Annotated in this window: 16 protein-coding genes; all 16 read left to right on the top strand. The window is 39.6% G+C overall.

Annotated features, from left to right (window positions below; all coding sequences use genetic code 11):
* Positions 1-790 (top strand): NADH-quinone oxidoreductase subunit C (locus ACZ76X_RS25720; protein ID WP_479852101.1); only part of this gene is annotated, 790 nt, incomplete at its 5' end.
* Between the two features lie 4 nt (positions 791-794).
* Positions 795-1,895 (top strand): NADH-quinone oxidoreductase subunit NuoD, encoded by a 1,101-nt coding sequence (nuoD, locus tag ACZ76X_RS25725; RefSeq protein WP_479852102.1) that lies wholly within the window; start codon positions 795-797, stop codon positions 1,893-1,895.
* The gene (gene nuoH, locus ACZ76X_RS25730) at positions 1,895-2,896 is read left to right on the top strand and encodes an NADH-quinone oxidoreductase subunit NuoH (RefSeq protein WP_000573430.1); all 1,002 of its coding nucleotides are present in this window, start codon (positions 1,895-1,897) and stop codon (positions 2,894-2,896) included. The genes nuoD and nuoH overlap by 1 nt, the downstream gene beginning before the upstream one ends.
* A 25-nt stretch (positions 2,897-2,921) precedes the next feature.
* On the top strand, positions 2,922-3,341 hold the full coding sequence (gene nuoI, locus ACZ76X_RS25735; RefSeq protein WP_000677191.1) for an NADH-quinone oxidoreductase subunit NuoI: 420 nt from the start codon (positions 2,922-2,924) through the stop codon (positions 3,339-3,341).
* Positions 3,338-3,862 carry an NADH-quinone oxidoreductase subunit J gene (locus tag ACZ76X_RS25740; protein ID WP_001012801.1) on the top strand — a complete coding sequence of 175 codons (525 nt, stop codon included), beginning with the start codon at positions 3,338-3,340 and terminating at the stop codon, positions 3,860-3,862. Before nuoI ends, ACZ76X_RS25740 begins: the two co-directional genes overlap by 4 nt.
* On the top strand, positions 3,855-4,169 hold the full coding sequence (gene nuoK / locus ACZ76X_RS25745) for an NADH-quinone oxidoreductase subunit NuoK (RefSeq protein ID WP_000100078.1): 315 nt from the start codon (positions 3,855-3,857) through the stop codon (positions 4,167-4,169). Before ACZ76X_RS25740 ends, nuoK begins: the two co-directional genes overlap by 8 nt.
* 29 nt (positions 4,170-4,198) lie before the next feature.
* Entirely contained in the window at positions 4,199-6,061 is a 1,863-nt protein-coding gene (nuoL, locus tag ACZ76X_RS25750) for an NADH-quinone oxidoreductase subunit L (protein ID WP_479852103.1), read from the top strand.
* Positions 6,058-7,560: an NADH-quinone oxidoreductase subunit M gene (locus ACZ76X_RS25755; RefSeq protein ID WP_479852104.1), complete on the top strand. Its 1,503-nt coding sequence runs from the start codon at positions 6,058-6,060 to the stop codon at positions 7,558-7,560. The genes nuoL and ACZ76X_RS25755 overlap by 4 nt, the downstream gene beginning before the upstream one ends.
* A gap of 7 nt (positions 7,561-7,567) precedes the next feature.
* On the top strand, positions 7,568-9,082 hold the full coding sequence (gene nuoN, locus ACZ76X_RS25760) for an NADH-quinone oxidoreductase subunit NuoN (RefSeq protein WP_479852153.1): 1,515 nt from the start codon (positions 7,568-7,570) through the stop codon (positions 9,080-9,082).
* A 212-nt stretch (positions 9,083-9,294) separates the two neighbouring features.
* A complete protein-coding gene (locus ACZ76X_RS25765) occupies positions 9,295-9,531 on the top strand; it encodes a DUF1146 family protein (protein ID WP_000940742.1) in 237 nt (78 codons plus the stop codon).
* A 51-nt stretch (positions 9,532-9,582) separates the two neighbouring features.
* Entirely contained in the window at positions 9,583-10,287 is a 705-nt protein-coding gene (locus ACZ76X_RS25770; RefSeq protein ID WP_479852105.1) for a YwmB family TATA-box binding protein, read from the top strand.
* 39 nt (positions 10,288-10,326) lie between these two features.
* On the top strand, positions 10,327-11,631 hold the full coding sequence (murA, locus tag ACZ76X_RS25775) for a UDP-N-acetylglucosamine 1-carboxyvinyltransferase (RefSeq protein WP_098669999.1): 1,305 nt from the start codon (positions 10,327-10,329) through the stop codon (positions 11,629-11,631).
* A 360-nt stretch (positions 11,632-11,991) separates the two neighbouring features.
* A complete protein-coding gene (spoIID, locus tag ACZ76X_RS25780) occupies positions 11,992-13,011 on the top strand; it encodes a stage II sporulation protein D (RefSeq protein ID WP_098669998.1) in 1,020 nt (339 codons plus the stop codon).
* Positions 13,012-13,285: 274 nt separating this feature from the next.
* Positions 13,286-14,293 (top strand): LytTR family transcriptional regulator DNA-binding domain-containing protein, encoded by a 1,008-nt coding sequence (locus ACZ76X_RS25785; RefSeq protein ID WP_479852106.1) that lies wholly within the window; start codon positions 13,286-13,288, stop codon positions 14,291-14,293.
* A gap of 180 nt (positions 14,294-14,473) precedes the next feature.
* The gene (locus tag ACZ76X_RS25790) at positions 14,474-15,316 is read left to right on the top strand and encodes an ABC transporter ATP-binding protein (RefSeq protein ID WP_479852107.1); all 843 of its coding nucleotides are present in this window, start codon (positions 14,474-14,476) and stop codon (positions 15,314-15,316) included.
* A complete protein-coding gene (locus ACZ76X_RS25795) occupies positions 15,316-16,023 on the top strand; it encodes an ABC transporter permease (protein WP_479852108.1) in 708 nt (235 codons plus the stop codon). The genes ACZ76X_RS25790 and ACZ76X_RS25795 overlap by 1 nt, the downstream gene beginning before the upstream one ends.
* The last annotated feature ends 161 nt before the right edge of the window (positions 16,024-16,184 follow it).

A 16,184-nucleotide genomic window follows, 5' to 3' on the forward strand; every position in this document is an offset into this window, starting at 1 on the left:
GGAAAAGGCCAAAGCGAAGGCGAAGGCAGCAGCTGCAGCGAAAGCAAAAGCAGCGGCGTTAGCGAAGCAAAAAAGGGAAGGGACAGAAGAGGTAACGGAAGAAGAGAAGGCCAAAGCGAAAGCCGTGGCGGCAGCAAAGGCAAAAGCAGCGGCGCTAGCAAAGCAGAAAGCCTCGCAAGGTGATGGGGATTCAGGAGATGAAAAGGCGAAGGCAATTGCAGCAGCGAAAGCAAAAGCGGCTGCGGCTGCAAGAGCGAAGACAAAGAGCGCTGAAGGTAAGAAGGAAGAGGAGCCGAAGCCGGAAGAACCATCCGTGAATCAACCGTATTTAAACCAGTATGTTGAAGTTATTAAGGGGAAAGTAGGAGAAGATACATTAGTAGATTGCTACATTAATAAACTTTCAAAAGATGTGCCAACTCTTGTGGTCGAGACCTCCAAATATTATGAAGTAATGGAGTTACTGCGATTCCATGAGGGACTTGCATTTGATTATATGTCAGAGCTACATGCGACGGATTTTGTGACACATATGGAAGTGTATGTTCATTTATTTTCATATGGAAAGAAACAGTCAGTAGCGGTAAAGGTGAAGCTGGATAGGGAAGAGCCGCAAGTAGAATCGGTGACAGCACTTTGGAAAGGAGCGGATTGGCCAGAGCGGGAAGCTTATGATTTGCTTGGTATTGTATTTAAGGGGCATCCAAATTTATCACGTATTTTAATGCCTGATGATTGGATAGGGCATCCGCTTAGGAAAGATTATGAACCGTATGATGTGGAGGTGTAGCTAAATGATCCGTACGGAAGAAATGCTTTTGAATGTAGGTCCTCAGCATCCGAGTACGCATGGTGTGTTCAGACTGGTTATTAAGATTGACGGGGAAATTATTAAAGAAGCTACACCGGTTATTGGATATTTGCATCGCGGGACTGAAAAGATTGCAGAGAGCTTACAGTATACGCAAATTATCCCTTATACAGATCGAATGGACTATTTATCGGCCATGACGAATAATTACGTCATTTGCCACGCTGTAGAGACGATGATGGGGCTTGAAATTCCGGAGCGGGCCGAATACTTGCGAGTGCTTGCAATGGAGCTTGGAAGGATTGCGAGCCATCTCGTTTGGTGGGGGACAAATCTTCTTGATATAGGAGCAGTCAGCCCATTTTTGTACGCGTTTCGTGAGCGAGAGATGATCATAAATTTATTAAACGAATTATGCGGTGCCCGGCTTACCTTTAACTATATGAGAGTCGGCGGTGTAAAGTGGGATGCGCCGGACGGTTGGATTGAAAAAGTGGAAGAGTTTGTTCCGTATATGAGAGAGCAATTGGCAGGTTACCATGATCTCGTTAGTGGGAATGAGATTTTCTTAAATCGTGTAAAAGGTGTTGGTATATATAGCGAGGAAGATGCGATTTCGTATTCTTTAAGCGGAGCGAATTTACGATGCACAGGAGTAAACTGGGATCTTCGCAAAGATGAGCCGTATTCGATTTACGACCGTTTTGATTTCGATATTCCTGTTGGAAGCGTGGGGGATGCTTGGGATCGCTACGTTTGCCGCATGAAAGAAATTGAGGAGTCGTTAAAAATTGTTGAGCAAGCTGTCCAGCAGTTCCCGAAAGAGGGAGCAGTACTTGCGAAAGTGCCGAAAATTATTAAGGCGCCTAAAGGGGAAGCCTTCGTTCGTATAGAGTCGCCGCGCGGAGAGATTGGTTGCTATATTGCTAGTGACGGAAAGAAAGAGCCGTACCGCTTGAAGTTTCGCAGGCCGTCTTTTTACAATTTGCAAATTTTACCGAAGTTATTGGAAGGTGAAAACATCGCCAATTTAATTACGATTTTAGGCGGAGTTGATATTGTACTTGGGGAGGTTGATGGCTGATGATTGAAACGCTCTTACAATCACCTTCAAGCTGGACGAATTTCTTCATTTTTTTCGGGTTAGCGGTGCTTCTACTATTTGCGGTCCTTGGCTTCGTTACATATGGTATTTTGGCAGAGCGGAAAGTGATGGGTTTTATGCAAGGGCGGATTGGGCCAAACCAAGTCGGGGGCCGGTTCGGTTTACTGCAAACGGTAGCCGATGTTTTAAAACTATTATTGAAAGAAGATAGTATTCCGAAGGCGGCAGATAAACCGTTGTTTATATTAGCACCTGTCATTGCATTCGCACCAGCATTTATGGTGCTTGCAGTCATCCCGTTTACTGATAAATTTCAGTTTGCGGATATTGGCGTAGGTCTACTGTATTACATTGCTGTTTCTGGCATTACGACGATTGGGGTTGTGACCGGAGGATGGGCATCAAATAATAAATATTCCCTTTTAGGAGGGATGCGCGCGGCGGCGCAAATGATTTCTTATGAAATTCCGCTCGTAATGAGTGTGATTGGGATTGTTTTGTTAGCGGGCAGCCTAAATTTAAATGAAATCGTAGCGGCACAGGAGAATGTTTGGTACATTTTCGTGCAGCCAATCGGTTTCGTCGTGTTTTTAATCGCAGCGGTAGCAGAGTTAAATAGGACGCCGTTTGATTTACCAGAAGCCGAGTCGGAGCTTGTTTCTGGATACCATACGGAATACTCAGGGTTTCGCTGGGCGTTTTTCATGCTTTCAGAGTACGTATATTTCTTCGGGATGGCATCTTTAATTACTGTGCTCTTTTTAGGCGGATGGAATCCAGTAATGTTTCTTGGATTTATTCCAGGTGCCGTATGGTTTGCTTTAAAGTTTAGCAGTGTAGTCTTTCTATTAATTTGGTTCCGCGTGACGTTTCCACGTATAAGAGGTGACCAGTTAATGGAGTTTGGCTGGAAAGTATTATTGCCAATTGCACTTGCAAATATTTTCTTAACGGCATTGATTAAGGAGTTATTCTTCTAATCTATGAAGGGGGTGCCAGTAAGAGATGAAAGGACTATTTAAAGGATTAAAATATACATTAAGCAATTTGAGCAAGAAGAAGGTAACTTATGATTATCCGAACCAACCGTTGCCATTGCCAGACCGGTTTCGAGGGATTCAAAAGTTCTATCCGGAAAAGTGTATTGTTTGTAATCAGTGCTCCAACATTTGTCCGACAGACTGTATTCAATTAACGGGGAAAAAACATCCCGACCCTACGAAAAAAGGGAAAATTATCGATACGTACGATATTAATTTTGAAATTTGTATTCTTTGTGATTTATGTACAGAAGTTTGTCCGACAGAAGCGATTGTTATGACAAATAACTTTGAACTCGCGGAATACTCACGAGATGACTTATTTAAAAATTTGCAGTGGCTTGACGAAAACGACGAAAACGTCAGGAAGGAGAATAAAGCATGAATGGCGAGTTTATAGCATTCTTTATACTATCCTTATCTGCAATTATTGGCGGCGTTCTTATGTTGAACTTAACGAAAGTCATGCATATGATGTTAGCTCTCGTTCTGACATTTCTCAGCATTGCGGGTTTGTACTTTCTTTTATCAGCTGAATTTATCGGAGTTGCACAAATTTTACTTTACTCGGGTGCGATCACAATTATTATGATTTTTGGCATTATGTTAACGAAACATAACGCGGAAAATGAATCGCGTCTTACTCTTCGAAAATGGATTATCTTCTTTGCGGTTGTAGCATTTGGGGCAGTTATGTATTTCGCTGTTAACAATATTGATTTCGCAAATGAAAGCGCACAAGGAAGTTTACCTCTCCATGAAAAAAACACACTTCAAATCGGTACGCTTCTCTATTCAAAATATATTATTCCATTTGAGTTAACCTCAGTTATTTTACTTGTAGCACTTGTCGGTGCAATTATTCTTGCGAAGAAGGATGAGAAAGAGGAGGATTCCAATGAGTAGCGTGCCTGCTTCTGCGTATTTAACGCTTGCGATTATTTTGTTTTGCATCGGTTTGTTTGGAGCTTTAACGAAGCGCAATACAGTGATTGTATTAGTTTGTATTGAATTAATGCTGAACGCAGCTAATTTAAATTTAGTAGCGTTTAGTAAATTAGGTTTGTTCCCAAATTTAACAGGGCAAATTTTCTCTCTGTTTACGATGGCCGTAGCAGCAGCGGAGGCGGCGGTAGGACTCGCCATTTTAATTGCTTTGTATCGTAATCGTACGACAGTTCATGTAGATGAAATGGATACGCTCAAAGGATAACATTGTGACCGAAAAGGGGGAAGGAAACAATGATCGATTATGCATGGCTCATACCGCTTTTCCCGCTTGTTTCGTTTTTGTTATTAATTATATTCGGGAAGAAAATTAGAGAAGGAAGCAGTGTACTTAGTATTTTCTTCGTCTTTCTCTCCTTTATATTTGCGGTACTTGTATTAATAGAACGGTTTTCGACAGTACCAGTGAAACATAAGTGGGTCTGGCTTAGAGCTGGAGATATTGATATATCATTCGGCTTTGAAGTGACTGCATTAGGGGCTTTAATGTTGTTTATCGTTACGCTTGTGAGTTTACTTGTACATGTGTATTCGAAAGGTTATATGAAAGGTGAGGAAAGATTACCAACCTTTTACGCCTATTTAGGGCTCTTTACATTTGCGATGCTTGGGCTCGTTATATCACCGAATTTATTACAGCTGTATATATTTTGGGAGTTAGTAGGCCTCGGTTCATTTTTACTCATCGGTTTTTATTTCTTTAAAGAAGAAGCGAAGGCCGCTGCGAAAAAAGCTTTTATTATGACTCGTATTGGCGATGTCGGTTTATTTATTGGGATGATCTTACTTTTCTGGCATGCAGGTAGTTTTGAATATGATGCAATTTTTAGAGCGATTCATACTGGGGATCTTACCCCTACGATGATTACAATAACAGCGATATTAATTTTTATTGGTGCAATGGGGAAATCAGGTCAGTTCCCGCTTCATACGTGGTTACCAGATGCAATGGAAGGTCCGACGCCTGTTTCGGCACTTATTCATGCGGCGACAATGGTCGCAGCTGGCGTATATTTAGTGGCGACGATGTTTCCGCTATTTTCAGCAAGTGCGGTGGCGATGCAGACGGTGGCAATCGTTGGCGCCTTTACTGCAATCTTTGCGGCTTCCATCGGTCTTGTACAAACGGATATAAAGAGAGTGCTCGCTTATTCTACAGTTAGCCAACTCGGGTACATGATGCTTGCGCTAGGGTCTGCTGGTTATGTAGCAGGTGTTTTCCATTTAACGACACATGCCTTTTTTAAAGCGCTACTATTTTTGGCAGCAGGAAGTGTCATTCATGCAGTGCATACGCAAAACATTAATAAAATGGGCGGCTTACAGAAGAAGATGAAAGTAACGGGTGCCTTATTTTTAATCGGTACTCTTGCAATTAGTGGTGTGCCACTCCTTTCCGGCTTCTTTAGTAAAGATGAAATTTTAGCGGCGACTTGGATGAACGGCAATTATGTTTTATTCACCTTAGCAGTAATTGCAGCCTTCCTAACAGCATTCTACATGTTCCGGCTATACTTCCTTGTCTTTACTGGGGAAGCGAAGACGGAGGAAGATGTGCATGAATCGCCCCGCATTATGACGTATCCGATGATCGTTCTCGGGGTTCTTGCAGTAGTGGCAGGTTATATTAATACACCGTGGTTTGGGACATTTCTCGGGGATTGGCTTACGAAAGATGTAGCATTTAAAGCGCGAGAAGCACACGGACCGTTTTGGATTATGATTGTTGCGACGCTCGTTTCATTTGCAGGAATTGCTCTCGCATATTTCATATATGGCAAGAAATCTATTTCTAGAGATTGGGCTGGGAGCGAAGAAGCACCTTTTTATAATCTTTTGAAAGAAAAATATTATGTGGATGAACTATACAATATGACGGTGCTTCCTGTTACGAAAGGAATCGCTCATGTGCTTCGCTTATTTGAGGTGTATGTAGTCGAAGGAATTGCCGTTTTAATAGGGAGTTTAGTTAAAGGGTTAAGTGGAATCGGGTCTAGACTCCAAAACGGAAATGTACAAGTGTACGGGACTGTAACAGCTGTTTCACTTGCAGTACTCGTCATTATTTTGCTCTATACGGGAGGGGATTTACGATGAATGATTTGTTATTAACGTTCTTCATTTTTTCCCCGCTTTTAGGAATTCTCTTACTTGCATTAACGCCGAAAAAAGAATCGCGTACAGTGCGAGCGCTCGGTTTATTTGGAACGGCGCTTCCATTCGGAATCGCTATTGTCCTCGCTTGTACATACGCTTCTGGAAAGAGTTTGTCGCTATTTGATGAAAAAGTGAAATGGATTAAATTTGGGGATTTTGCAGCGGTCGATAAAAGGTGGTTTTCCATTTATTACGAGCTTGGTATTGATGGTTTATCACTCGTTATGATGGTGCTGACGGCCCTGCTAGCGATGCTTGCAGCAATTGCGGCATTTACGATTAAAAGGAATTTGAAAGCATTTTATATGCTATTACTCATGTTAGAAATAGGGATGCTCGGCGTCTTCGCTGCTCAAAATTTAATGTTGTTCTTTATCTTCTTTGAAATTACATTGCCGCCGATGTTTTTATTAATTGGGAAGTGGGGGAAATTGTCGAGTGAAAAGGCAGCTTATAGTTATTTAATATATAACGGTATTGGCTCCGCTATTTTGCTCATCGTTTTCTCAGTTTTATTTGCGAAAACAGGTACAACGAATATGACAGAGCTGAAAGAAATATTAACGAGTGTAGGTGCTGGCGGAGGAATGGCTGTCTCAAGTAGCTTACAATTCGGCTTGTTTCTTAGCATAATGATCGCTTTTGCGATTAAACTACCCGTTTTCCCGTTACATCGCTGGATGGTCAATGTACATATTGAAGCGCATCCGGCTGTAGTTATGCTTCATGCGGGTGTTTTACTGAAGATTGGAGCATACGGTATGATTCGCTTCGGACAGGGATTATTCCCGGAATACTTTCGCGAATTTGCAACGCTCATTGCGATTTTAGGGGTCATTAATTTATTGTACGGAGCCTTCTTAGCGCTCATCCAAACGGACTTTCGGAAGGTACTCGCTTACTCTAGTATTTCGCATATGGGCATTGTATTAATGGGGCTTGCGGCGTTAAATGCACCGGGTACACAAGGAGCACTATTCCAAGTTGTGTCTCACGGTCTAATCGCAGCCTTACTCTTCTTCCTACTCGGCGTTATAGAACAGCGTTTTGGAACGTCGGATATTACAGCGCTTGGCGGACTCGCAAAAAGTGTACCAGTACTTAGCGGATTCTTCTTATCGGGAGGAATGGCATCGCTTGGATTGCCAGGAATGTCTGGATTTGTTAGCGAGTTTCTCGCCTTTCTCGGTTTATTCCAAGGGGAGCCATTCATTGCTGCAGTCGGTGTACTTGGCATCATTTTAACCGCTGTATATGTATTAAGAGCAACACTGCAAGTAACATTCGGTAAGAAAGAGTGGGAAGCGAAAGCTGATATACACGGATGGGAGTATGTCCCGATTTTGCTGCTTATCTTCTGCATTATTGCAATTGGAGTAATGCCAGAAATACTAGGGGATCCGCTTCAAAATACATTGAAAACATTGGGGGTGAAGTAGGATGGATATGAATACGTTACTTAGCTTATCATGGCATCTCATGGTGCCAGAATTCATTATTCTCGGAGCTGCCATCCTTCTTTCCATATGTGATTTGTTTTTTAAGCTGAACCATAGAAATGTAGCGCTTAGCGCAATTGCAGCCGTCATATTAGCAATCGTCTCATTAATTACGCTATACGGTGAACCAACGGGAGATATTTTAAACGGATCGTTTGTGTTAGATGGGTTTTCAAAAGGGTTTAAAACGTTGTTATTAGGCGGAGCCGCCCTCATCTTATGCACCGCAATGAGCGATGACAAGAAGAATCCCATTGAAGATAAGGGAGAATATTATTACTTATTTTTAATGGCGCTTCTTGGGGCTATGTTTATGGCTTCTAGCGTTGATTTCATTACACTTTTCGTCGGCTTAGAATTGCTTTCACTTTCTTCCTACATTTTAGTAGGAATACGAAAAAAGAACCGTGCATCAAATGAGGCGGCCATGAAATATGTGATTAATGGAGGAATCGGAACGGCCATTACACTCTTTGGAATGAGTTATTTGTACGGTATTACAGGGTCAACCAACATCGTGGATATGCAAAAAGTATTCGCAGGAGAGCTTGCAGGTGGTATTCAGTTATTGTTAGCTCTCGCATTTCTACTATTACTCGTTGGACTCTCGTTTAAAATTGCAACAGTACCGTTTCATATGTGGGCGCCAGATGTGTATGAGGGGGCGGCTACACCTGTTACCGCTTTTCTAGGGACGATTTCTAAAATTGCAGGGTTCCTACTCATTATTCGTCTGTTCCTCATGGTTTTTGCAAGTGTATCGGTGCAAGGAGACGTGCAATCTTTATACGGACGTATGAGCATATACATTGCTGCATTGGCGAGTATTACGATGATTATCGGAAACGTAGTCGCATTAAAGCAATATAACGTAAAACGCTTATTCGCCTATTCGGGAATCGCACATGCGGGGTATTTACTCGTTCCACTTGTCGCATTATCACCATTTACGATGGATAGCATGTGGTTTTACATGCTTGCGTATATGCTGATGAATATAGGCGCATTTGCGATTATCCACGGCTTAATCTTACAAAGCGACAAAGAAAATATCACCATTTTCACTGGATTATATAAAAGGTCGCCATTTACGGCGATCGTAATGACGATTTTTATTTTATCGTTGGCCGGGATACCAGGAACAGCTGGTTTCATCGGGAAAATTAACATCTTTTTAGGTGCACTTCATGTAGAGCCAGCTCATTACGTACTAGCTTCTATTATGATGGGAACGACAGTCATTTCATTCGTATATTATTTCCGTATTTTACAGCAAATGTTTTTCAGAACGGGAGAAGCAGAAGAGAAGATTCATTTGCCATTTAATATAAAGGTTGTAATGAGTCTTTGTGCAATTTCTATTGTAATACTAGGGATTATGCCGATGATTGGATACAATTTCTTTTATGAATATTTTCCATTAATGAAAGATTTCTTCTTCTTAGGGAACGTGGTACAATAGTGAAAATAAAAGGTGTGGAGTCCTTACTCTGCGCTTTTTATTTTGTGTGAACTACAAATGAAAATGCATATAGGTATACGTTTTTTTAGAGAAAATTATGATGTGAAATGTAAGATGCTTATTTGTATTTGAAAAAGTGTGGCTCCTACTTATTATGGTATCGTTTTTATAGTATTCCATAGGTAGTAGCTAGGTAAAAAGGGGTCGATTTTTTGGCACATCTTTTAGGGCAACAAGCACTGATTGCCATTGTTTCGCATTTATTGTTTATTACCATTACGTGGTGGGCCTTACAAGGTATCCATATTGAGCGTTTAATGAAGCCTGGAAAGGTAATGCAGACGAGAGTATTACTCATCCTAATTACAATTGCAATTGGGACATCTGTAAGTAACTTTTTCCTTGACTATTTAGGCTATTCAAAGAGTTTAACGTATTTAGTAAAGTAAGTGTATAGAACCTCATATCTCCGTTAACAATGGGGATAGGAGGGGATGAAATTGAAGCTTAAAGCCATTCTTATTATTGCACTTAGTGTTGTTTTATTTTTGGTTGGATATAGAGAGATGAAACCGATCAGTGATGAACAGAAAATGGAGAGCATGATTGCATCCTTAGAGAAAAATGATGCTAAAGTAGAGAAATGGTCATGGTTAGCGCGAGAAACAAAAACAATTTCTAATATACATACGTTTCAAAAGTTGTTAAACGATGTGAAGGACAAGGCAAATATTCAAAAATGGGAATTAGAGCAATCTCCAGAGGGATATAAAGCTACATCTTATAAAAAGTTCCCTTCTCATGAAGAACGAGTAGTAGTAACTTGGAGTAAGGAAAATACTAAAGAAAACACTTTCATTATTTTTGAAGTGAGTGGGGCGAAATGGGACCCGAAGTACATTCAGAAAACAAATAAAATTTTTAGTGAAAAACCTATAATTTACACTTGTGTTCAAGGTGTACTGAATGATAAGATTGAAGGTGTTTTGCAAAATAAAACCAATCAGGTTTTGAAAGATCTTTCAGCAAGAGCGATCGAACAGATAGAAGAAAGAGCATTTGTGTCAGTCTCCGCATACAATAAAAAGTGGGATGACGCTCTTTCAACAAATAGAGAGAAAATAAATGTGCAAATAGCAATGCGTTCTACAGACAACAAAGATACAATTGTGGTTGGCACACCGATCATAACTTCTGAGTATTGAGTGAATAGATACTGAAAAAAGGACACGGAGGGGAATAATTTGGAAAAGATCATCGTCCGTGGCGGAAAGCGGTTAAACGGCACAGTGCGTGTTGAGGGCGCAAAAAATGCTGTATTACCTATAATCGCTGCAGCCCTATTAGCGAGTGATGGAAAGAATGTACTATCTGAAGTACCAGTTTTGTCTGATGTATACACAATTAATGAGGTATTACGTCATTTAAATGCTGAAGTCGTATTTGAAAATAACCAAGTAACAATCGATGCTTCTAAAGAGCTAAACATTGAAGCGCCATTTGAATATGTACGTAAAATGCGTGCATCTGTTCAAGTAATGGGACCATTACTTGCGCGTAATGGTCGTGCTCGTATTGCACTTCCTGGTGGATGTGCAATTGGTTCACGTCCAATTGACCAACATTTAAAAGGCTTCGAAGCAATGGGAGCGAAAGTACAGGTTGGTAACGGTTTTGTTGAGGCATACGTTGAGGGAGAACTAAAAGGTGCTAAAATTTATTTAGACTTCCCAAGCGTGGGCGCGACAGAAAACATTATGTCTGCAGCTACATTAGCAAAAGGGACAACAATCCTTGAAAACGCAGCGAAAGAACCAGAAATCGTTGACTTAGCTAACTTCTTAAATGCGATGGGAGCGAAAGTACGCGGAGCTGGAACTGGAACGATTCGTATCGAAGGCGTTGATAAATTATATGGTGCGAACCACTCTATTATTCCTGACCGTATTGAAGCGGGAACATTCATGGTTGCAGCAGCAATTACTGGTGGAGACATCTTAATTGAAAATGCTGTACCTGAACATTTACGCTCAATTACAGCGAAGATGGAAGAAATGGGTGTTAAAATTATTGAGGAAAACGAAGGTGTACGTGTTATCGGCCCAGATAAGTTAAAAGCGGTTGATATTAAAACTATGCCTCATCCAGGTTTCCCAACAGACATGCAATCACAAATGATGGCATTATTACTACAAGCTGAGGGAACAAGTATGATTACAGAAACGGTATTCGAAAACCGCTTTATGCACGTTGAAGAATTCCGTCGTATGAATGCTGATATTAAAATCGAAGGTCGTTCTGTTATTATGAACGGTCCAAACAGCTTACAAGGTGCTGAAGTAGGCGCAACTGACTTACGTGCTGCTGCTGCATTAATCTTAGCTGGTTTAGTATCAGAAGGTTACACTCGTGTAACTGAGTTAAAGCATCTTGACCGTGGTTATGTAGATTTCCATAAGAAATTAGCTGCATTAGGTGCAACTATTGAACGTGTAAACGAAAAAGTAGAAGAAGTGAAAGAACAAGAAGTTTCTGATCTTCACGCTTAATTGAAATAGTCTCTACGTCTTTTGACGTAGAGGCTATTTTTTGGGGTTATTACTGTTATAGTCAAGAAATTCTATACTTATGCATGTACCAGTGAAAAAATTTAGAAAATTTTCATTTTACCCCACTTTAATGGGCAGTAAGATCCCCACCTCAAAATTCAGCGAAAGCAAAGAATTTAGGTGGGGGCGGGGCTGCCCATAAAAGTCCGATTGGTGAGGGCTAATAATCAGTGGGGGATGAAGAAAACCCCCACTGATTAAATTTTCACTTTATATAGGTCCCCTTAAGTATGTTCTAAAAGAAAGAGTTGTTCCATAAGAATGAAGGGAGTAAAGCTTTTTTATATTGGGGGAAATAAGATGAAATTTTCAAAGCCACTTTTTATTACAGTAGCGCTTCTCATAGCGCTCGTTATCATTGTACCTGCTGCTCTTGTTATTCCGTTTGCGAAAGCAAAAGTAGGGGAAGAAGCAGCTTCTAAAACTCCTCCAGCGATAGAAAGTATACCAGCTCCAGGGAAAGTGGATACAGCGGTTCAAGTAGCTGTATATCGCGAGAAACAGAAAAAGGTAGAGACATTACCTATGGAGGAGTATGTGACCGGTGTAGTAGCTTCTGAGATGAATGCCAGTTTTGAAATAGAGGCGCTAAAGGCGCAGGCATTAGCAGCGAGAACATTTGTAGTCCAGCGTATGCTAAGCGGAGGTAAGAAAAACAATGCGGACGTGACAGATACGGTGAAAGATCAAGTGTACAAAAGTAAAGAAGAATTGAAGAAACAATGGGGCAATAACTACGAAAATAATTTGAAGAAAATCGAAGAAGCTGTTTCGAAAACCGCAGGACAAGTTTTAACGTATGATGGAAAACCAATTTCAGCATCCTTCTTCTCAACGAGTAATGGCCGGACAGAAAATGCGGCTGATTACTGGGGAAATGATTATCCGTACTTAAAGAGCGTAGATAGTCCGTGGGATCAAGCTTCTCCGAAATTTACGAGCGAGCAAACCTTTACGGTAGCTGACTTTCAAAAACGTCTCGGTGTGAAAGTGCTAGCAGACGGGAAGGTTGGAAATATTAAAGATCTTACGGAAGGAAAGCGAGTAAAAGACGTAGCATTTCAAGGGAAAACATTAACAGGGAAAGAAGTTCGTGAAAAGTTAGACTTACGCTCTTCTGACTTCACTTGGAAACAAGAGGGAGATAAAATCGTTGTTACAACGAAAGGCTTCGGCCACGGCGTCGGCATGAGCCAATACGGAGCGAACGGTATGGCAGCGGAAGGCAAGAAATATACAGATATCGTCGCTCATTACTACAAAGGCGTTGAAATAAAGACGATGAATGATTATGAAGGAAAATTGATGGTGAAGAAATAGGTGCAGAATAGACCGTCCCGGGATGTATATTGGGACGGTTTTTTTCTTTTGCTGGTAGATAAGTTATTTTTGTCGAATCGTAAATATATCTTAAAGTACGATAAGTATATTTGACAAATCCTCAATGTTCAGTGGTGAGAAGATATAGGGGGTGTGTTACCTCGTTTCCACTCTTTTTATGTTTTCATAGTTTTATTAAAATGCTGTATGAAATATCATAATTTTCCATTAATTGTTTGGTATAATAGGATAAAAAGTATTTGGGGGAGACGAAATGGCGCTACTGGAGTTGAAACAGTTAGGAAAGACGAACCAGTTACCGACAATTGAGCTAGAGGTAGAGAAGGGACAATGTATTGTTTTGCAATGCAATAATCATACAGCTAAAGTGTTACACCGCATTATTATTGGTGAAGAAGAAGCTTCAACTGGCAATGTACTGTTTGAAGGGGAAGCAATTGGAAAGAAAATGTATTCCCGCATCGGTTTTTGTTTTTTGAAAGATGAAGCATACGAACGTTTGAAGGTAAAGGAATACTTTAAATTTTTAATAGGACTTTATGAATCAAATATGAGCACGGAGGAAGTTGTACAATATGTCGGCCTCTTAGATAAATTAAACGTTAAAATAGAAAAGTTATCATTTTCAGAGAAACGTCGCCTTCATATTGGGCGAGTTATGATTCATAATCCAGACTTAGTTATTTTGGAAGAGCCGGAGCAAAATGTAGATACAGAGAGTACGATTATTATCAGGAAAGCAATTATGAAAATGAAAGAGCAAGGAAAGGCAATTTTTATCACATCTTCTTTCTTATCAGACGCTCTTTCATTAACAGAAGATGTATACATATTAAACAATGATGGTGTGAAAAAAGTAGAAATTGAACAAGAAGAAATTGCAGAGTTGGATGAAGAAAAGGTTGTTCAAATGATTCCGCAAATGAAACTTGAAAGAATTCCAGCGAAAGTAAACGATAAAATCATTTTACTTGATCCGATGGAAATTCATTTTATTGAAACGCAAAACGGAGTGACACATATTCATGTGCGCGAAGGTGATTTCGTATGTGCATTAACATTAACTGAACTAGAAGCGAGATTAACAGGGTTCGGGTTCTTTAGATGTCATCGCTCGTACCTTGTGAATTTACAAAGAGTACGAGAAGTGATTACGTGGACTCGTAATAGTTTTAGTTTAATTTTAGACGACGAAAGAAAAAGTTCAATCCCGCTTTCAAAAGGACGAATGGATGAATTAAAAGGTGTGATTGGGCTATAAAAATTGCTCTAATAAGCTCAAAAAACGATTCATTCACCGGTAAAAATACTCCTTTTACCGTTATTTTACTGCGCCTACTCTTTGTTTTTCATATGATTGAGTCAAGAAAAGCGAAACAAACAAACGAAAAGCGCTAAAGCGACTTTCATCTATAAAAGAAAAAATAAAGGGGATGACGAGATGACATTAGCAATTGAAATGAAAGATGTAATGAAAAGTTTCAACGAAAAAACAGCACTTCGAAATGTAAATATTGAAGTGAAGCAAGGAGAAATTTTTGGATTCCTCGGACCGAGTGGATCCGGAAAAACAACTACAGTAAAGATTTTAACTTCTCAACTACTTCATAGTGTTGGAACGGTAAGAGTACTAGGAAAAGATATTACAGGGCCAAGCAGCATCGATTACAAACGAATTGGTATTTTAACAGACAACAGCGGTTTATATGAGAGGCTTAGCATTTATGATAATTTACTATTATTTTGTGACTTATACGATTGTAAAAAAGAACGAATCGATGAAGTACTAGCGCAAGTGAATCTATTAGATGATAAAAAAACATTGGTAAAGAGACTATCAAAAGGAATGAAGCAACGCGTCACACTAGCAAGAGCAATCCTTCATAAACCAGATATCCTCTTCTTAGACGAACCAACATCGGCACTCGACCCAGTTAACGTACAAAACATTCATAAAATCTTAAAAGACTTAAATAAAGAAGGAACGACAATTTTCTTAACGACGCACAACATGGACGAAGCAGAAACGCTTTGTAACCGCATTGCCTTTCTGTGTGGCGGAGAAATTGTAGCGCTTGATACACCGGAGAACCTTCGCTTACAATACGCGAAAGATCAAATACAAGTCGTTTTAAAGGATAAGAAGAAAGAAACGGTACAAAAAGATGAATTAGGTGCAAAACGCATTTCAGAGTGGATGAAAAGAGGAGAACTATTATCCATTCATTCTTATGAGCCAACGTTAGGTGATATCTTTATTGAAGTTACTGGGAGGGGATTATAATGACATTTTCAATGAGACGATTTTCAGCTATTTTTCGAAAAGAGTTACAAGATTTTAAAACGAATTCACAAACTTTAATTATGTTGTTAATGCCACTTGTCTTTTCGGTATTATTTAGTCGCTCCGATAATATGAGAGAAATTGGAGCGAATTCATTAACTGCGATGACGTTAGTTATGGTCGGAGGTTTTGTACAGGCAATGCTCATTGCTGAAGAAAAGGAAAAAAATACTCTTCGTGTTCTTATGCTATCACCAGCATCATCAATTGAAGTATTAATTGGTAAAAGTTCATTAACAGGTCTGATTACAGTTGCAATCTGTTTTATTAATCTACTTATTTTAGGTAAATTAGAAGGTAATTTTGCATTATTATTACTTATCTTTGTTCTCGGGATGCTAATATTTAACCTTATTGGTACTTGTATTGGATTATTAGCTCAAAATGTACCACAAACATCAACAATTGGATTGCCAATATTAATGATATTTCTTTTCGGTGATTTAATTGGAATGTTTGTGAAGAATGAAGTCGTTACAAAAATAATCAATTATTTACCAACTCGTCATATCGGTTTGGCAGTTAGCAGTATTATAAAAGGGGAGGGGTTTAGTGCAATTACTAGTAATTTATTGAACATAATAATTTGGTTAGTTGCGGTACTTGCTATTACACTCTTCGTGTATAGAAAGAAACAAATGGACTAAAAACTGAGCTGAAATGCTCAGTTTTTTCTTTTTTCAATCATTTCCTCGGAAATTTTACAATTCCTATACATATTTTTACATATTTTGTCGAAAAGTAATTAGTTATAGGTTGTATAGGATGCGTGAATATTGTTCAAAATGATTGCTGAGGTGATGATGGA

The organism is Bacillus sp. BC05(2025) (genome assembly GCF_056725905.1).